We start from the raw sequence: 17,984 nt of genomic DNA, 5'->3' as shown, positions 1-17,984 counted from the left end.
CTTAAAGCGCTTCGGCGTTATCCGGTGACACAGGTGAGAATCGTTTGGTCGGCTGATCGGCGTTGTCGTGGTCCTCGGGCCGCTTGTACGGCGTCGGTGGACGACGTCGCGCGGTCTTCTTCTCTCGAGGCGGCTCCAGCACCCGCTCGACGGTGCGCTCGGCGTCCGTCTCGACCGGCGCCACCGTGGAGAGCCGCCGCACCGGAGTGTCCTCGGGGAACATCTCGACCGGCTTCGGCGCGGGACGCGGCACCCGTCGTTCCGGCGCGGCCTTCCGCTCGGGCAGGACCTTGCGCTCCGGCGCCACCGGGCGGGCGGGCGCCACCGGACGCGCGGTCATCACCGGCCGCGCGGGCACGGGCACCGGTTCCGGCACGGCGCCTGCCCGTCCGCGCAACGCGGTGTGCAGGCCGTCCCACAACGTCCCGTCGGTGTGGTCACGCGGATCCGGATCCACCACGACCACCCCGATGACCGGGATGCGCCGGTCCGCCAGCTGACGGGCGACGGTGTGCAGCCATTCGGTGTTCGCGTGCGCGGTGCGGACGACGAGGATCGTCTCCTCACCGAGGAATTCGATGTCGGTCCACGCCGTGCCCGGCTCGATCGAGCCGACGCCGATGCGGCGTTCCTTGCCTGCCACCGGCGCGTCGGCGCGGTCCAGCACCTGGATCGGGCCGTCACCCGCCAGCTCGCGGAGGTTCGCCTTCGGCAGGTCGTCGACGAGCGAAACCGGCCCCTTCCCGGCCAGTTCGCGCGCCATGTCGACGGCGAGCTCGGCGGTGACCTTGCGGGCGCCGAGGTCGAGCAGCGACACCGAACCGCCCTCTTGCCGGACGGCGCGGACCAGGGTCGCCGCGACCCGCTGCCGCCGGGTGACCGCCCGCGAACGCCGCAGGAACCGCGGCGGTTTGGGCAGCTGCGCGATGACGGAGGCGCCGAGGTGCCGCGAAATCTCCCGGCGCAGCACCGGCCGGTCCTTGATCACGCTCAGGATGGCCGCGAGCCCCAGCCCGGTGAGCAGCCCGAGCGCGAGACCGACCCCCATGTCGGTGCCGAGGGTCTTGAGCAACGACTTCGGCAGGATCCGCGGCGCGTCCACGATCTGCGTCCCGGCGGCGACCTTCGGCGTGCCGATGCCCGCTTCCTGCGCGCGGCCGTCGTAGTCGGAGATCTTGGAGGTCAGCTGTGCCCGGCGCGAGTACAGCCGTTCCAGCTGCGCGGGGTTGGCGTTGCGGCCCTTGGCCTCTTCGGTGACGATCGACGCTTCGATCGGCGTGAGCTCGTTCTGCGCCTGGTTCCGCTGATCGAGCAAAGCCTTCTGCTGCGCCGCCGCGGCTGCCTGGTTGCGGCCGACGTACTCGGTGATGAACGCGTCGGAAATCGCCTGCGCGCGGGCCAGCGCCTCGTCCCTGGTCTTGCCCTTGACCGTCAGCTGGAGGACGTTGTTCGTCAGCCCGAGCCCGTCGTAGTCCTTGAGGAACTCCTCCGGAGCTTGCGTGCTGTTCAGCTTCTTGAGCGCCTCACCGGCGGTCTTCGTGGTCTTGAGGACGGCGACGTCGGTCCGCATCAGCGTTCCGCTGTCGGTCGGCGAGTCGTCGGGGTGGATGACGAGGATCTGCGCCACCGCGGTGGGCGGCGACGGCAGGAGCATCGCCACCAGGCCGCCGGCGATCAGCCCCAGCAGGGCGGTCGCCGCCCAGAGGCGACGCCGTCTCCTGATCGAGACGACCAGCCGCTGCAGGTCGATGAGCGGTTCGGATTTGGTCTTTTCGGCGCTGGTCACGCGGTACCTGCCAGAGCTTCGTGGTCGGAAGGGGTGGCGGTGCCGGACCGGGTGCGCGTCGGCCGGACCGGACGGATCAGCACGGCGCCCGCCACGGCGAGACCGGCGTCGGCGACGGCTTCGGCCATCCCGACCAGCTCCCAGGCGGACCGGGAACCGAGGCCTGCCACGACGACGATCCCCTCGGCGTCGGTGTCTTCGATGACGGGCCGCACCGGGGAAACCGTCACCACGGTGCACCACCGGCCGGTGAGGGCGGCGAGCCGTTCGGCGGCCGCCTGCCCGGCGTGATCGTCATCGGCGGCCACGATGAGCAGCCGCCGGTCCGGGAGCCGGGAAGCCAGCCGCTCGTAGTGGACGTCGACGTCGATCTCGTCGGCGTAGACGTCGACCCGCGGGATGTTCCACGGTCTGTCGTCACGGAGGAGCTTGGCGCGCAGGGTCTTCGCGGCGGGCCGTGCCTCGACGGCGTCGAAGGTGGCCAGCACCGGGGCGCCGATCGCCGCGGCGATCTCTTCCTCGTCCTTCAGCCGCCGGTCGGTGCGGGCGGTGAAGAGATGCCCGAACAGGCCGATGATGAAGAACAGCGCCGCGCCGCCGAGGGCGAGCTGCGGCAGCGTGGGCGCCGCGCCCGCGGACGGCAGCTCGGCCGAACCCATCACGACCATGTTGCCGAGCCCGCTGGCGGTGTCGGCCGCGTTGAGGCTGGACATGGCCGACTCGATCGACGTGCGCAGGCCCTGCAGTTCGGTGCGGAGCTGGACACTCTCGACGGTCGTCTTGCCTTCGTTGACCTTCGTGGAGAGTTCACTGATCCGCTGGTTCGTCTGCGCGACCTGCTGCCGCAGTGTCTCGCGGCGTTCCTGCGCCAGCTGGACCGCGGCGTCACCGGAACCGGCGATGATCTGCGTCGAGTACTTCACGAACTCGTTCGCGATCTGGTCGGCCGTCCGCTGCGTCTGTTCGGCGGTGTCACCGGTGACCCCGATGGTGATGACATTGCCTTGTGCGACCGACGTGGCCACCTTGTCCCGCAGGTCGGCGCCGGTCTCACCGTCCCCGAGAGCGGCGGCGGCCCGGTCGAGCACGACCGAACTGGTCGCCACCTCGGCCTGGGTGAGCAGTTCGTCCGCCTGGCGCGGGCCCTGCAGCAGCACGCTGGACGAGGTCCGGTAGCCGGGGGAAAGGATCACCGACGATCCCGCGCCGAGCAAGGCGCCGAGCAAGGCGAGGACCACCAGGGTCCGCCATCGCCCGCGCAGAACCTGTCCGATCATCGACAGGCGCACCGTGTCGTCAGTCAAAGCCGGGATCTCCCATCGGTGCGTGCGGGTGCAGCATCAATCCCGTCGGAGCGACCGCGATGTTGGTTACAGGTTTGCGCGAGTCTTGTTCAAAACGCGATCGGGAAGTCGATCAACGGACGGCGGCCGCATAGGCCGCGAGCAGGGCTTTCTGGGAGTTCTCCCAGGAGAGCGGACCGGCGACGCGCGCCCTGCCCAGCTCGCCCATCTTCGCGCGCTCCTCCGGCGAGTCGAGCAGATGCGCGATCAGCTTCGCGAACTCCGGCTCGTCGTTCGCCGGCGCGTACAGCGCGGCCTCCCCGGCCGAGACCCTGGCCTCCCGCAGTTCGAAGGAGACGATCGGACGGCTCATCGCCATGTACTCCATGATCTTGTTCATGGTCGACACGTCGTTGAGCGGGTTCAGGGGATCCGGTGACAGGCACACGTCGGCCGAGGACAGGTAGCGCAGCAGATCCTCGTCGGAGATGCGGCCGGTGAACTCGACCTGGTCGTCGAGCTTCAGTTCCTTGGACAACGCCACCATGGCGTCGAAAGCGTCGCCGGAGCCGATGAACACGGCGTGCCAGTCCGTGCGGCCGAGGGCGTCACGCAGCGAAGCGAGCGCGCGCAGGGCGTAGTCGACGCCGTCCTGCGGGCCCATCACGCCGAGGTATGCCAGCAGATGCGGCTTGCCCCTCTTCAGCTCGGGCTCGGCGGGGACCATGTGGAACCGCTCGACCACGGGCGCGCTGCGCACGACGAAGACGTCGTCCGGCGACTTGCCGCCGCGCTTCACGGCGACGTCCTTGTAACTCTCGTTGGTCGCGATGACGACGTCGGCCGTCTTGTAGGTGCGGCGCTCCAGCGCGCAGACCGCGCGGTAGAGGAGGTCCTCGCCGCGGTCGAAACGTGAAAGGTACAGCTCGGGGCAGAGGTCGTGCTGGTCGAAGATGAACTTCGCGCCCTGGCGCTTGAGGTACAGCGCGACGAGGAACAGCATGTCCGGCGGGTTGCAGGCGTGCACCACGTCCACGCGGCCGACCTTGCGGGCGAGCCGGAGCGTGTGCCACAGCGCGGAGCCGTACTCCTGGACGTACCCCGCCGGACCGCCGGTGGCGGCCTTCAGCGGGTACCGCAGGATGTGGACGCCGTCGATGGTGACTTCGGCTTCGGTGTCCCGTTTCGTCCCTTGTGGACAGATGACGTGGACTTCCCAGCCGGCGTCGCGGAGTGTCTGGCATTCCTGCCAGACGCGGCGATCGAAGGGGACGGAAAGGTTCTCGACGAGAATGAGAGCTTTACCAGGCAAGGCCGACATATCCCTCTTCAGCCCGGCGCCGGTCGGCGTCGGGTACGCGGACGAGATCGATGATGGTGCGGCCGCCGCCCACCGGATGCGCCGCGAGGACGTCCGGGTCGTTGCAGCCGATGAGGGAGACCTCGGCGTGGTCGAGGACCTCGTCGATGGAACCGGCCAGCAGCTGGCCGAGATGCGGCAGCCTGCCCTCGATGTACTCGCGGTTCGCGCCCATCAGCCGGGAAAGGCTGACGTTGGCGTCGTAGATGCGGAGGTCGTAACCCTTGCCGAGCAGCCGTTCGGCGAGCTCGACGAGCGGGCTCTCGCGGAGGTCGTCGGTGCCCGGTTTGAAGGACAGGCCGAACAGCCCGATCTTGCGTTTCCCGGTGTGCGCGACCAGATCGAAGGCACGCTGGAGGTGTTCGTCGTTGGAGGGCAGCACATGCGAAAGGATCGGGACGGCGACGTCCGCGCGGTGCGCCGCGTAGACCAGGCCGCGCAGATCCTTGGGGAGGCACGAGCCGCCGAAAGCGAACCCAGGGCGGAGGTAGGCGGGGCTGATGTTGAGCTTGCGGTCGGAGAGGAAGACGTCGATCACCTGGTGCGAGTCGAGCCCCAGTGCGCGGCAGATGGCGCCGAGCTCGTTCGCGAAGCCGATCTTGAGGCCGTGGAAGGAGTTGTCGGCGTACTTCGTCATCTCGGCGACCGGGATCGCGACACGGAAGACCTCGCCGGGAAGCCCTTCGTAAAGCGCCGCGACGACGTCACCGCTGGCCGGGTCGAGCTCGCCGATGACGGTCTTGGGCGGGTCGAAGAAGTCCTTGACGCTGCTCCCCTCGCGCAGGAACTCGGGGTTCACCGCGACCCCGAAGTCGACGCCGGCGGTGAGACCGGACGACTTCTCGAGGATGGGTACGAGCAGGTCCAGGCAGGTGCCGGGGAGCATCGTGCTGCGGAAGACGACGGTGTGCCGCTCGGCCTTGTCCCTGAGCGCCTCCCCGATCTCCTCGGCGACGCGCTCCAGGTACGCCGTCGACAGGCTGCCGTTCGGCGCCGACGGGGTACCGACGCAGATCAGGGAGACTTCGCTGTCCGCGATCGCCTGTCTGACGTCGGTGGTCGCTCTCAGCTTGCCTTGGGCGACCACTTCGGCGGTCAGTTCCCCGATGCGTTCTTCGACCACCGGCGCCTTGCCCCCGGAAATGAGGTCGATCTTCACCGGGTTCACGTCCACCCCGACGACCTCGTGCCCGCGCCCGGCAAGGCACGCCGCCGACACACAACCGACGTAACCGAGCCCGAAGACACTGATCTTCATGACGAATTCCTCCAGCCGCATTCCGCTGCCCGTTGGTCGGCGGACGGACCGGGTTCGTTACCGGCGTCCGCAAGTCGCCTACTTTTGGCGGAATGCCTGTGCGGCAAGGGAATTACCCATCGCTCGGAGGGCGCGAAACGCTACAGGGTGAGCGTAAGGGTTTCGTCTCGATTAGGACGGGGAGAGCAGTTGGTCATCCACTGGCCAATCGGACACTTCGCCCTCTAAGTTCGATCTAGTCAACGATGAACGCCGTGGGGGTGGCCGTCACGAGGGCGGACCACGCGTCCCACCTGTTCTCCAGGGGGAAATCGATGCGAAGAACCTTGTCCGGCAGAGCGATCCGTGGTCTCGGAGCGCTGACAGTGGCCTTCACGCTCGCCGGGACGGTGGCCGCCGCGCCCGCGTCCGCCGCGCCCGGCCCGAACCTCAAGATCACCGCGGTGGCCGCCGAGGGCCGGTGGCTGCGCGGTGACACGATCCCGATCGACCTCCAGGTCACCAATACCGGCGATGCCCCGGCGACCGGCGTTCGGGCGCAGGGAAGCACCCAGAGCGGCCCGTATTACGCATACGACTCGAACTCGTTGGGCGATCTGCGCTTCGACGGCCCAGGAGCGTCCTTCCAGCCGGGCGAAAGCCGCACTTACCGCCTGACCGGCAAGGTCTGGACCACTGAGGCGGGCAATCCGCTGGTGCGGATCAGCGTGCAGGCCGCGGCCGACACCGACCTCTCGGACAACACCGTCGACGTTCTGGTGGCACTGGTCCCGCTGGACACCACCGAGCGGGTCGCGGGTCAGGTCTACGGTGACGCGAACGGCGACGGCGTGGCCGGTCCCGGCGAAGGATTCGCCGGGCTCACGGTGCGAGTGGAGTCGTTCGACCTGCCGAACGAGCTGGTCACGGTCACCGGTCCGGACGGGCGCTTCTCCTTCGACGCGGTTCCGGTCGGCCCCCAGCGAGGGTTGCGCATCCAGCACGGCCCCGACGGCTGGTACTTACCGACGTACCAGGTGCTGCGCCTGGACGGAGGCGACGGGAACCTGGCCGTGAACATTCGCGGCGTCCGTCCGCTCACCGAGTCACTTCAGGCGAGCATCGCACTCGACAAGACGACTTACACGATCGGCGAGACGGCCACGGCCACCGTCACGCTGACGAACAAGGGCACCCGTCCGCTGTCCGGCCTTTACGCGACCTGCGACGATCCTCTCGGTTTCGGCACGAACCTCAAGATCCCGCAGGAACAGTGGGGCGCGTTCGGCTCTTCGCGGACCGGGGCGCTGGCCGTGGGTGAAAGCAAGGTCTTCACCTTCTCCAGCAAGGTTCCGGACAACGCGATCGACTTCGGCAGGACCTTCCTCGAGTGCGAGTTCAGCGGCACGACCGAACTCGCCGGTCCGCGTCCGTCAGCCGAAGGCAAGGTGCCGGGAAAGCGCGGCGACGTCCGTGGCCAGGTATGGGTGGACCGGAACGAGAACGGGACCCTTGACCCCGGCGAAGGGCTGGCAGGCACGGCCGTCTCCCTGTACACGTACTCGGCCGACGAGCAGCTGGTTTCCCTCGCACAGACGGACGCCAACGGTTTCGCCACCTTCGTCGACGTCGCTGTCGGCGAGTACACGCTCCGCCCCGCCGCTCCGTGGCGGGCGGCCGGCGACCCCGCCGTCCACCACTACGCGGCGCCCCACAACGCCGAGTGGAAGATCAAGGTGATCTCCGGCTGATGTGCTGAACGACGAACGGCCCCGGAGCGGATTCCGCTCCGGGGCCGTTGCCGTACAAAGACTTTCGTCAGCCGACCCACTTCGCGGCGAGGCCTTCGCCGACCGAGGTCGCCTTGTTGTGGTCTTCGGTCGGCGTCACCTTCGAGTTCTTGAAGCAGATGTAGGTGACCCCGGAGTCGACGCCGCCGTTCGCCGGGTCCGGGTTGATGCCCAACGCCTTCGCTGCCGCGTAGGAAGCTTCGCCGATGATGTCCTTCGGGCCGGTGTCGCCGATGACGGTGTACAGCACCTTGTTGTTGTAGATCACCGCGCACGATCCGGCCCCCTTGAGGCCGGCCTTCTCGAAGTTCCACGTGCTGCTGATGCTCGGCACGACGATGTAGGGCGTCTGGTCGGCGATCAGCGCCTTGCCGTCGGAGCGCGGGTACGCGGTGCCGTCCTGGAACCACGGGTCGGTGTTCTTGTTGCATCGCGGGGTCGGCTGCCCGTCGCAGTCGACGTCCATGTCGGCCTTCCAGAACACGGCGCTGCCCGCATCGCAGACCGCGATGGTCCGGCCGGTTTCCTCGTCGGTCTTGTACTTGCCGTTCGAGACCTGCTTGCAGCTGGTGGTCTTCGCCAGCAGCTGCTGAGCTGTCGGGCCCGCTTGAACGGAGACAGGCGCGGCCGAGGTCGCCGGTGAGGCCACGGCCACCGCGGCGGGGGCCAGTCCTGCGGCCACCACCATCGCCGAGAACAGGAGCAACTTCCGCATACCGTGCACCCCTTAGTTAATAAGGTTTCTTTACCGAAGGTGCTCAGGATGCAGCCAGTCACGGGCAGGCTCAAGAGCTAGCGGGGTGTTGTTTTCCAACTACGCAACGAAAATCGGTCAAAAGCGGGCAAGCCTGACGACTCGCGCCATCATCCGTCCCGCTCGGCGGTACAGGCCGTCCCGCTCACCGAGGACGCTGTCGATCCAATCCTGATCGACGTCGTGCCGGATCTCGGTCCGCGGCCGCAGCCAGCTGTCGCGCGACACCTCGCCACCCCCGGTCGTGTAGACCCTCGTCGCACCGGAACGCCGGAGCCTGCCGAGCACCCGCCGGTCATAGGCGCCGAACGGCGGCGCGTACGCGCGCACGGGCTTCCCACTCAGATCCTCGATCAGCTTCGGCGCGGCTTCGAGTTCGCGCCGGGCGTGCCTGCCGTCGAGCCGCCGCCAGTCACGGTGCTCCCAGCCGTGCGAACCGATCGACATCCCCGCGTCGGTCAGGCTCCGGACGTCGTCGGCGTCGACGAAGCCCCGCTGGCCGATCCGGCCCGCCAGCGGGAAGAACTCCGCCGTGAGATCGCGCTCCACCAGTTTGGGGAGCGCGATCTCGACGTCGGACACGTTGCCGTCGTCGAACGTGAGCCCGACGTCGTCCCGTCCGGCCACCGTGTCGAGCACACGCTCGAACTGGTCGACCGTCACCCAGGTTTCGTTTTCGCCTGGATCGAGCGCGCGCACGGGCCTGCCCACGCCGCCAATCGCCAGGATCACCATCCGCGCCTCATTCGGGACCGAGTGTGTTTCCCGATTAATCGAGTTGGCGAATGGAGTAGTTACACAATCCAGCGAAGTGTCCACGAACGGATTACTTGCGGATCTCCAGGGTGCAGCACTTCGGGCCGCCGCCGGCCTTCCTGAGCTCGGAAATGTCCAGGAAGACGACTTCGTAGCCGCGTTCGGTCAGCCGCGCCGCCAACCCGGTCGCCTCGACCGGCAGGACGACGTTGCGGCCGTCGGACACCCCGTTCAGCCCAAAGCACTCCGCGTCGGCCCGGTCCGCGATTACCGCGTCCGGGAACATCCGCTCCAGCACCTTGCGTGACCCGGCCGAGAAGGCCTCCGGGTAGTAGACGATCTGCGCGGACGTGGTGTCGGTGGCCTCGGCGAGCACGAACAGCGCGGTGTCGAGGTGGTAGTAGCTCGGGTCGATCAGCCGCAGCGAGACGACCGGGACACCAAGGACCTCCTGCGCCTCGGCGTGCGCGGCCGGGTCGGTCCGGAAGCCGGTGCCGGCGAGCAGGATCTTGCCGGTCCAGGCGAAGTCGCCTTCGGCTTCGTTGATCTTCTCGGGCATGGTGATGTCGCGGTAGCCGTGCTCGACGAACCAGCGGCGGAAGTGCTCGGCCTCGGCGGTGCGCTGCGGGGCGCGGAACCGCGAGCCGAGGACGCGGCCGTCGACGACGGTGCCGGAGTTCGCCGCGAACACCATGTCCGGCAGCCCTGGCTGGGCGTCGATCTCCTCGACCGTATGGCCGAGCCGTCGATAGGTGTCACGGAGTTCGGTCCATTGCGCCATCGCGGTGTCGACGCTGACCGGGACGGACGGATCCATCCAGGGGTTGATGACGTAGTCCACCGCGAAGTACCGCGGCGGGCACATGAGGTAGCGGCGCGTCGTGGGTACACGGGGCTGCTGCTCCAGTTCCGGCATACCCGAAGGGTAAGGCTCACCTAATTCCGCAATCAATCGCTGTTCGCTGCGCACATACCTGCTAAACATTGCGTGTGAACACCATCGACCAGCGAATCGTTTCATGCCTGATGGCCAACGCGAGATCCAGCTACGCCGACATCGGCAAAGTCGTCGGCCTGTCCGCGCCCGCGGTGAAACGACGGGTCGACCGGCTGCTCGAAACCGGGGTCCTGCGCGGGTTCACCGCGGTCGTGGACCCCGAGGCGCTGGGCTGGGGCACCGAGGCGTTCGTCGAGATGACCTGCAACGGCAACATCACCCCGGCCCGCATCCGTGCCCGGCTGGAGCCGTTGCCGGAGGTCGTCGCGGCCTACACGGTGTCCGGCGCGGCCGACGCGATCGTCCACCTGCGCGCGTCGGACATCCATCACCTGGAGACCGCGCTGGAGCGGCTGCGCGGGCTGGAGATCGTCGACCGCACGGTCTCCACCGTCGTGCTTTCCCGGTTGCTGGAGCGACCGCCGACCCCGGAAGCGTGACACCCTCGGCTCCGTGACCGATCAGATCCGCTCCAGCCACGACGGCGGCGTCGCCGTGCTCACCATCGACGCCCCCGCGACCCGCAACGCCCTGACCCTCGACCTGTCCGCGCAGCTGGCAGCGGCCGTCGCGCGCGCCGAAGCCGACGAGAGTGTCCACGCCTTGGTCGTCACCGGTGCGCCGCCCGCCTTCTGCGCGGGCGCGGACCTGGACACGCTCGCCACCGCGCGGGAAGACGGGCTCCGCGCTATCTATGACGGATTTCTCTCGGTGGCGCACTGTTCCCTGCCGACGATCGCCGCGGTCGGCGGCGCGGCCGTCGGCGCCGGATTGAACCTCGCACTCGCCGCGGACGTCCGCATCGTGGGACCGAAGGCGAAGTTCGTGGCCAGATTTCTCGATCTCGGCATCCATCCCGGCGGCGGGATGACGTGGATGATCCAGCGGCTCGTCGGACCGCAGAAGGCCGCGGCGATGACACTCTTCGGCGAAGTCGTCGGCGCCGAAGCCGCTGTAGAAACCGGGCTCGCGCTCCGGCTCGTCGAGGGGGATCTGGTCGAGGCCGCCCGTGAACTGGCGAAACCCGCCGTCGGTGCCCCGCGCGACGTCCTGCTGGCGACGAAGCGGACGCTCCGGCACACCGCGTCACTGACCGACCATTCGGCCGCCGTCGACGCCGAGATCGAGCCGCAACTCGCGTCACTCACCGCACCCGCGTTCCTCGAACGGCTCACCAGGTTGCGGGCGGCGATGACCGGCCAATGACCGATCCTCGACCGGACTTCACTACGCTGGAAGGAGATACGCCTCACAATCGGGGCGCATCCTTAACCGTTACCATCGGTAACACATAAACCGGAAAACCCCCGCTCAGCGCCGAGCTCAGGACACTCGAGGAGTAGGTCCAGACCCTTTTTGGGGCAACCTGGGAAGTGTGCCGAGGACTAACCTCGGGACATGGCACCTGTGACCTGGCCGACATCGCCGGGCGAGGCACGCCGATCTCCGGCACTGCCGGGGACGACGCACGTCGGGAGAGAGGGAATCCCTGTCCTATGAGCACGAGTGCGAACGGCAACGGCTCCTTGTCGGCCGTCAGGCCGACCGAGGTCGCCAAGCTGGACCGGGTGGTCATCCGGTTCGCCGGCGACTCCGGTGACGGCATGCAGCTGACGGGCGACAGGTTCACCTCGGAAGCGGCCGCCTTCGGCAACGACCTGTCCACCATGCCGAACTTCCCCGCGGAAATCCGCGCACCACAGGGCACCATCCCCGGCGTCTCGAGCTTCCAGGTGCACTTCGCCGACTACGACATCCTGACACCGGGCGACCGGCCGGACGTCCTGGTCGCCATGAACCCCGCCGCGCTGAAGGCCAACCTCGCCGATGTCCCGTCCGGTGGGACGATCATCCTCAACACCGACGAGTTCACGAAGCGGAACCTGGTCAAGGTCGGCTTCGAGAACGACCCCCTCGACGACGACACCCTTTCGGCCTATCAAGTCCACCGGGTGGCCATGTCGACGTTGACCAGAGGCGCGCTCGAAGCGACCGGACTGTCCAAAAAGGACGCCGAACGCGCGAAGAACATGTTCGCGCTCGGGCTGCTCTCCTGGATGTACCACCGGCCCACCGAGGGCACGGAACGGTTCCTGCGCGAGAAGTTCGCGAAGAAGGCCGACATCGCCGAGGCCAACATCCTGGCCTTCCGCGCCGGCTGGAACTACGGCGAGACGACGGAGTCGTTCGCGACGACGTACGAGGTCGCGCCCGCGAAGCTGAACCAGGGCACGTACCGCCAGATCACCGGGAACACCGCGCTGGCCTACGGGCTGGTCGCCGCCGGGCAGCAGTCCGGCCTGCAGATCCTGCTGGGCACGTACCCGATCACCCCGGCGTCGGACATCCTCCACGAGCTGTCCAAGCACAAGAACTACGGCATCCTCACCTTCCAGGCCGAGGACGAGATCGCCGGGATCGGCGCGGCGCTCGGCGCCTCCTACGGCGGCGCGCTGGGCGTCACCTCGACGTCCGGGCCCGGTGTCGCGCTGAAGTCCGAGGCCATCGGCCTCGCCGTGATGACCGAACTGCCGCTGGTCGTCGTCGACGTCCAGCGCGGCGGCCCGTCGACCGGGCTGCCGACCAAGACCGAGCAGGCCGATCTGCTGCAGGCGATGTTCGGCCGCAACGGCGAATCCCCGGTACCGATCGTCGCGCCGCTGTCCCCCGCGGACTGCTTCGACGCGGCGATGGAAGCCACCCGGATCGCGCTGAAGTACCGCACGCCGGTGTTCCTGCTGTCGGACGGCGCGATCGCGAACGGCTCTGAGCCGTGGCTGGTCCCGGACGTCGAGCAGCTGCCGGACCTGCGGGTGGAATTCGCCACCGAGCCGAACGCCGAGGACGGCTCCGGGGAGTTCTGGCCCTACGTCCGCGATCCCGAGACCCTCGCCCGCGCGTGGGCGGTGCCGGGCGCGGCCGGTCTGCAGCACCGGATCGGCGGGCTGGAGAAGGCCGACAAGACCGGCCACATCTCCTACGACCCGGACAACCACGAGAAGATGGTCCGCCTGCGCCAGGCCAAGATCGACGGCATCGACGTAGGAGACCTCGTCGTCGACGACCCGAGCGGCGGCAAGGCCAGGGTGCTCGCACTCGGCTGGGGCTCCTCCTACGGACCGATCGGCGCCGCGTGCCGCCGGGTCCGCAAGGAGGGCATGCCGATCGCGCAGGCGCATCTGCGGCATCTCAACCCGTTCCCCGGCAACCTCGGTGACGTACTCCGTTCGTACGACACCGTGGTCGTCCCTGAAATGAACCTCGGCCAGCTTTCGATGCTCCTGAGGGCCAAGTACCTCGTCGACGTGAAGTCGTACACGAAGGTCGCCGGGCTGCCCTTCAAGGCGGAGGAGCTGCAAGGCGTGTTCACGGAGATCATCACCAGTACGGAGGCGGCGAAGTGACCGCGATAGACCTGGGGATTCCTACACTCGGTGGCTTGGACCTCGTCCCGGCCGAAACCGAACCGCAGAAGGCGAAGGACTACAAGTCGGACCAGGAGGTCCGCTGGTGTCCCGGCTGCGGGGACTACGTCGTGCTCAACGCCGTGCAGTCGTTCCTGCCGACGCTCGGCCTCAAGCGCGAGAACATCGTCTTCATCTCGGGCATCGGGTGCTCGTCCCGGTTCCCGTACTACCTGAACACCTACGGCATGCACTCGATCCACGGCCGCGCGCCGTCGATCGCGACCGGGCTCGCGACCGCGCGGCCGGATCTGTCGGTGTGGGTCGTCACCGGTGACGGCGACGCGCTGTCCATCGGCGGCAACCACCTGATCCACGCGTTGCGGCGCAACGTGAACATCAAGATCCTGCTGTTCAACAACCGGATCTACGGTCTCACCAAGGGCCAGTACTCGCCGACGTCGGGGCCGGGCATGGTCACGAAGTCCACCCCGATGGGCTCGGTGGACACCCCGTTCAACCCGCTTTCGCTGGCGATCGGCGCCGAAGCGTCGTTCGTGGGCCGCGCGCTCGACTCGGACCGCAAGGGCCTGACCGAGGTGCTGGAGGCCGCCGCGAAGCACCGCGGGTCGGCGCTGGTGGAGATCTACCAGAACTGCCCGATCTTCAACGACGGCGCGTTCGACGTCCTCAAGGACAAGGACGAGGCCGCCACCCGGCTGATCCCGCTGCAGTCCGGCGAGCCGATCAAGTTCGGGCCGCAGGGCGAGTACGGCGTCACGCGCGGCGGCTTCGCCGGGCTGGAAGTCGGGAAGGTCGCGAACATCGGCGAGGAGAACCTCGTCGTGCACGACCCGACGATCGAGGACACGGCGTACGCGTTCGCACTTTCTCGGATCGGTGACCAGAACCTGAACCACGTGCCGACCGGCATCCTGCGGCAGGTCGAGCGGCCCACCTACGACGACCAGGCCCGCGCCCAGGTCGAAGAGGCCCGCGCGACCCGCAAGCCGGACCTGCAAGGGCTCTTGCGCGGTAAGGACACCTGGACGGTCGTGTAGCTAGTCAGAAGTACATGAAGGCCCCCTTCCTTGCGCCTGGCGCAAGGAAGGGGGCCTTCATGTACTTCAGGTGAGCGGACGGAAGCCCACGCGCTCCGCGTCGGCGGCGGTGCGGAACCAGACCTCCGCGACCATCTTCGGGAACTGGGGCGACTCTTCGGTGCAGTACCGCAGGGCGGTCACGCTGGCCTTGACCGCGAAGTCGTCGGCGGGACGGCCACCGCCCGGCCGCGGCATCGCCGAACCGGGACCGAACGGGCCGGGCGGAACGGACTCGGCCACCGGAGCGGCGGCCTGGCGCGCGGGCGGCGGTTCCGGGGCGGGCATCGCGTCACCCGGCTGGACGGCGGGCTCGAACAGCGAACCGCTCTGCCCACCGGACAGTTCCGGCTCACGACGTTCGATCGCCCGCATCGACGGCTGGATCGGCTGGGGCGGCTCGAAACCGCCGCGCACCGCTCCCCTCGGCGTGCGCTTGGGCAGCACCTGGGTGGCTTCGGCGGGTGTCTCGGGCTCCGAGTCGAGAAGGCCTGCCTGCGCCTCCTCGTCGGAACCGAAGGCGTACGCGGGTGGGTCGTGGAGCTCTTCTTCCCGCTCGAACCAGTTGGTCTCGGCGGGCGGCTGCTCCGTGTCCACGCGCGACGCGGGACTGAACAGCGACACCGGCTCCGGCTGCGACTCGGCGCCCTCGGGGTCCAGCTGGATCTCCAGGCGGGACCGGTACGGCGCTTCGACCGGCTGGACCGGCAGAGGCTCGGGCTCGGGCTCCGGTTCGAGTTCGACGTCCAGCTTCGAGGCGGGCTGGAGGTACTCGGTCGCCGCCGCGGCGTACGGGTTCTCCGGCTCGGGCTCGGGTTCCGGCTCCGGCTGCGCGGCGGGGATGTACTGCGTCCGTTCGGCCGCCTGCTCCGGCTCCGGCTCGGGCTCCAGGTCCGCCTGGGGCTCCGTGCGGTACTCGGCCTCGTACTTGTCTTCGTGCTTGTCTTGGGGCTCGAAGGTCTGCGTCGCGGCCGCGACGGGCTCCTCGACGACGTCCTCGACAGGTTCCGGAGCCTGCTCCTCGACCGGTTCCGGTTCGGTCCACTGCTGCGCGGGCTCGTGCTCGGTGAGCGTCTCGGGGTACGCGGGCGCCGGCTTCTCGGCGGCCGCGAACTCCTCGTCCAGCTCGTCGTGCGACGGCTTCGTGAGGTACGCGGTTCCGCCCGCGACGGCCGCGGCACCCGCGCCGAGGCTCACCCCGGCGGGCAGCCGGGACGTCTCGACGTGCGAGGCGGCCAACGAGCTTTCCAGCTCACGGATGCGCTTGCGCGCCGGGATCACCAGCACCAGCCAGGTGAGCAGCGCGCCGACGACGAACGCCAGCAGACTCCACAGCCAAACCTGTCCGAAAATGGACATCCAACCCGCCCTTTGTCAATGCGTTCGCGCGACCAGGTAGTCGGCGACCGATTCGCAGGCGTCCCGTGCGGGCGACGCGGGCAGCGCCGCGAGCTCGGCACGCGCCCGACGAGCGTAGTCGGAAAGAGTTTCGCGTGCGCGTTCGAGTCCGGACGAGGCGCGCAGCAGGTCCAGGGCCTCGGCGACGAGCTTGTCGTCGGAGATCGGCCCCGACAGCAGCTCGACCAGGCGCGGGTCGGTGGCCGGGTCGGCCAGCGCGTACAGCATCGGAAGCGTGCGGACACCTTCGCGCAGGTCCGTGCCCTGCGCCTTGCCGAGCTCGTCCGAGGCGGACGCGATGTCGATGACGTCGTCGGAGATCTGGAACGCCGTCCCGATGATGTCGCCGAAGCGGCGGAGCGCGTCGATGTAGTGATCGGGCGCGCCGGACATCATCCCGCCGAAGCGGCCGGAGGTCGCGATCAGCGAGCCGGTCTTCTGCGCGATGACCGTGAGGTAGTGCTCGACCGCGTCGTCGCCCTCGGCCGGGCCGACCGTCTCACGCATCTGGCCGGTGACCAGCTCGCCGAAGGTCTCGGCGATGATCCGGGCCGCGTCGGTGCCGAGGTCCGCGACCAGCCGCGAGGCGTGCGCGAACAGGAAGTCGCCGGTCAGGATGGCGATGGTGTTGTCCCAGCGGGCGTTGACGCTTTCCGCGCCGCGGCGCATCGTCGCCTCGTCCATCACGTCGTCGTGGTACAGCGTCGCGAGGTGCACCAGCTCGACCGCCGCGGCGGCGGTGACCACCTGGTCGCCCTGCTTCGGCCCGAACTGCGAGGACAGCAGCGTGAACAGCGGACGGAAACGTTTGCCCCCCGCCTCGACCAGGTGCGAAGCGGCGTCCTCGACGGCCTTGACGTCACTGCGGACGACGTCGCGGAGCAGGGTCTCGACCTCGGCGAGACCGGTCGCGAGGGTGCGCAGGAGCTGTTCGTCGGCGATCTGGAGCCCGACGGACGCGCGCAGGTCCTCGATGGCACCACCTGGGGCAGGTGAAGACACAGACACGTCGGCTCCGCTCTCTTTGACACCGTTCGGGATTGCTTCCAGCGTAGTGGCTACCCGCTGAGCCCTGTTGACCTGCTGTCCAGGGGAAACGGTGACGAACATGACACCCCCGCCGCGTATCCTGCCGACCTTGGCACGAACTGGGGGAACACCATGGAAAGACCGGACGATTCCGGCGACAGACCGGCGTGGGCGCCTCCCGCCGAAGACCACCGGGAGCAGCGTTCGACGGTGTGGATCACCGTCGTCCTCTTCGCCGTGTTCATGGCGGTGATGCTGGTGGTGGCCGTGCTCGTGGTGGGCGGCATGAAGGAGTCGAAGGCGGGCGCCGTCCAATCCCGGCCGCCGACCCCCACCACCACGTCCGTGACACCTGTGACGCCGTCGCCGTCGTCACGACCGGAGGTGCCGACCCGTAAGTACGAGACGGCGGCCAACCCGATCGTCGCTCCCGGCGCGACGATGCCGAAGGTGACCTGCGACCTGCCCAGGCTTCGCGGCACGAAGGAGCAACTGGAGGCGTTCTACCTGGCGCTGATCCCCTGCCTGGAGCGGGCGTGGCATCCGGTCCTGACCCAGGTCGGCGAACCGCGGATCCCGGTCACAGTCAACGCCGAGGACGTCAAGAACACCGCCTGTGGTCCTCCGCCGCCTCCGGAGGAGGCTCTGGGCTTCTACTGCGGGGAGGGCGCGACGATCTTCGTCCCGCTGCCGAGGCAGCTCGCGGACGGCGGGCCCGACCTCCTGACGCAGCTGTTCCTGCTCGCGCACGAGTACGGGCACCACGTCCAGGAGCAATCCGGCATCCTCTCGAAGCACGACATGCTCTACGGCGAGGCGGACGGCGACCGAGCGAAGATCCTCGACCTGAGCAGGCGGCTCGAACTGCAGGCCGACTGTTTCGGCGCGATGTTCCTCGCCAACGCCGCGGGCCGCGGTTCGATCGGCGCCGGGATGGTCACCCAGCTCAGGCAAAGCACGTTCGAGGACAGCGACACCCATGGCTCGTCGAAGAGCTCGGCTTTGTGGCGGAAGCGAGGCTTGAACGCGAAGGACACGTCGGCGTGCAACACCTTCGCCGCACCGGCGAACGAGGTCTCCTGAAGCTCCG

15 protein-coding genes are annotated in these 17,984 nt (G+C 68.6%); 6 read left to right on the top strand and 9 right to left on the bottom strand.

What is annotated here, in order from left to right; translation table 11 throughout:
* Nucleotide 1: 1 nt before the first annotated feature.
* The 4 genes from AMYAL_RS0120800 to AMYAL_RS0120785 all read right to left on the bottom strand — a co-directional run bounded on the left by AMYAL_RS0120800 (nt 2) and on the right by AMYAL_RS0120785 (nt 5,687).
* On the bottom strand, nt 2–1,786 hold the full coding sequence (locus tag AMYAL_RS0120800; RefSeq protein ID WP_020633224.1) for a Wzz/FepE/Etk N-terminal domain-containing protein: 1,785 nt from the start codon (nt 1,784–1,786) through the stop codon (nt 2–4).
* Nucleotides 1,783–3,063, bottom strand: coding sequence for an exopolysaccharide biosynthesis protein (locus tag AMYAL_RS0120795; protein ID WP_051137685.1), 1,281 nt, complete (start codon nt 3,061–3,063; stop codon nt 1,783–1,785). Before AMYAL_RS0120795 ends, AMYAL_RS0120800 begins: the two co-directional genes overlap by 4 nt.
* 139 nt (nt 3,064–3,202) lie before the next feature.
* On the bottom strand, nt 3,203–4,390 hold the full coding sequence (locus tag AMYAL_RS0120790) for a glycosyltransferase family 4 protein (RefSeq protein WP_020633222.1): 1,188 nt from the start codon (nt 4,388–4,390) through the stop codon (nt 3,203–3,205).
* Nucleotides 4,371–5,687 (bottom strand): nucleotide sugar dehydrogenase, encoded by a 1,317-nt coding sequence (locus tag AMYAL_RS0120785; RefSeq protein ID WP_026467289.1) that lies wholly within the window; start codon nt 5,685–5,687, stop codon nt 4,371–4,373. The genes AMYAL_RS0120790 and AMYAL_RS0120785 overlap by 20 nt, the downstream gene beginning before the upstream one ends.
* Before the next feature lie 314 nt (nt 5,688–6,001).
* On the opposite strand from AMYAL_RS0120785, the gene AMYAL_RS0120780 reads away from it, so the two are divergent.
* Nucleotides 6,002–7,417: an SdrD B-like domain-containing protein gene (locus tag AMYAL_RS0120780; protein WP_039795629.1), complete on the top strand. Its 1,416-nt coding sequence runs from the start codon at nt 6,002–6,004 to the stop codon at nt 7,415–7,417.
* Nucleotides 7,418–7,484: 67 nt separating this feature from the next.
* Here the strand turns inward: AMYAL_RS0120780 and AMYAL_RS0120775 are convergent, their stop codons facing one another.
* From AMYAL_RS0120775 to ddaH, 3 genes are all read right to left on the bottom strand, one after another.
* Nucleotides 7,485–8,171, bottom strand: a complete 687-nt coding sequence (locus tag AMYAL_RS0120775) for a glycoside hydrolase family 75 protein (protein WP_020633219.1) — start codon at nt 8,169–8,171, stop codon at nt 7,485–7,487.
* A 117-nt stretch (nt 8,172–8,288) separates the two neighbouring features.
* Complete coding sequence (locus AMYAL_RS0120770; protein ID WP_020633218.1) at nt 8,289–8,945, bottom strand: polysaccharide deacetylase family protein; 657 nt, start codon at nt 8,943–8,945, stop codon at nt 8,289–8,291.
* A gap of 91 nt (nt 8,946–9,036) precedes the next feature.
* Complete coding sequence (ddaH, locus tag AMYAL_RS0120765; protein ID WP_020633217.1) at nt 9,037–9,882, bottom strand: dimethylargininase; 846 nt, start codon at nt 9,880–9,882, stop codon at nt 9,037–9,039.
* A 74-nt stretch (nt 9,883–9,956) separates the two neighbouring features.
* On the opposite strand from ddaH, the gene AMYAL_RS0120760 reads away from it, so the two are divergent.
* The 4 genes from AMYAL_RS0120760 to AMYAL_RS0120745 all read left to right on the top strand — a co-directional run bounded on the left by AMYAL_RS0120760 (nt 9,957) and on the right by AMYAL_RS0120745 (nt 14,428).
* Nucleotides 9,957–10,403, top strand: a complete 447-nt coding sequence (locus AMYAL_RS0120760) for an Lrp/AsnC family transcriptional regulator (RefSeq protein ID WP_005151923.1) — start codon at nt 9,957–9,959, stop codon at nt 10,401–10,403.
* A 13-nt stretch (nt 10,404–10,416) separates the two neighbouring features.
* Nucleotides 10,417–11,169, top strand: coding sequence for an enoyl-CoA hydratase (locus AMYAL_RS0120755; RefSeq protein WP_020633215.1), 753 nt, complete (start codon nt 10,417–10,419; stop codon nt 11,167–11,169).
* Between the two features lie 290 nt (nt 11,170–11,459).
* Nucleotides 11,460–13,367, top strand: a complete 1,908-nt coding sequence (locus AMYAL_RS0120750; protein ID WP_020633214.1) for a 2-oxoacid:acceptor oxidoreductase subunit alpha — start codon at nt 11,460–11,462, stop codon at nt 13,365–13,367.
* Nucleotides 13,364–14,428: a 2-oxoacid:ferredoxin oxidoreductase subunit beta gene (locus AMYAL_RS0120745; RefSeq protein WP_026467286.1), complete on the top strand. Its 1,065-nt coding sequence runs from the start codon at nt 13,364–13,366 to the stop codon at nt 14,426–14,428. Before AMYAL_RS0120750 ends, AMYAL_RS0120745 begins: the two co-directional genes overlap by 4 nt.
* 66 nt (nt 14,429–14,494) lie before the next feature.
* Here AMYAL_RS0120745 and AMYAL_RS0120740 read toward each other — a convergent pair whose 3' ends face one another.
* Complete coding sequence (locus tag AMYAL_RS0120740) at nt 14,495–15,826, bottom strand: sunset domain-containing protein (protein ID WP_020633212.1); 1,332 nt, start codon at nt 15,824–15,826, stop codon at nt 14,495–14,497.
* 15 nt (nt 15,827–15,841) lie between these two features.
* The gene (locus AMYAL_RS0120735; protein ID WP_020633211.1) at nt 15,842–16,867 is read right to left on the bottom strand and encodes a polyprenyl synthetase family protein; all 1,026 of its coding nucleotides are present in this window, start codon (nt 16,865–16,867) and stop codon (nt 15,842–15,844) included.
* A 159-nt stretch (nt 16,868–17,026) separates the two neighbouring features.
* On the opposite strand from AMYAL_RS0120735, the gene AMYAL_RS0120730 reads away from it, so the two are divergent.
* Entirely contained in the window at nt 17,027–17,977 is a 951-nt protein-coding gene (locus AMYAL_RS0120730) for a neutral zinc metallopeptidase (RefSeq protein ID WP_020633210.1), read from the top strand.
* Nucleotides 17,978–17,984 lie beyond the last annotated feature (7 nt).

It is taken from the genome of Amycolatopsis alba DSM 44262 (assembly GCF_000384215.1).
Classification (GTDB): Bacteria; Actinomycetota; Actinomycetes; order Mycobacteriales; family Pseudonocardiaceae; genus Amycolatopsis; species Amycolatopsis alba.
Note: the sequence above shows the minus strand (reverse complement) of the source record. Positions and strands in the feature narration are given on the sequence as shown.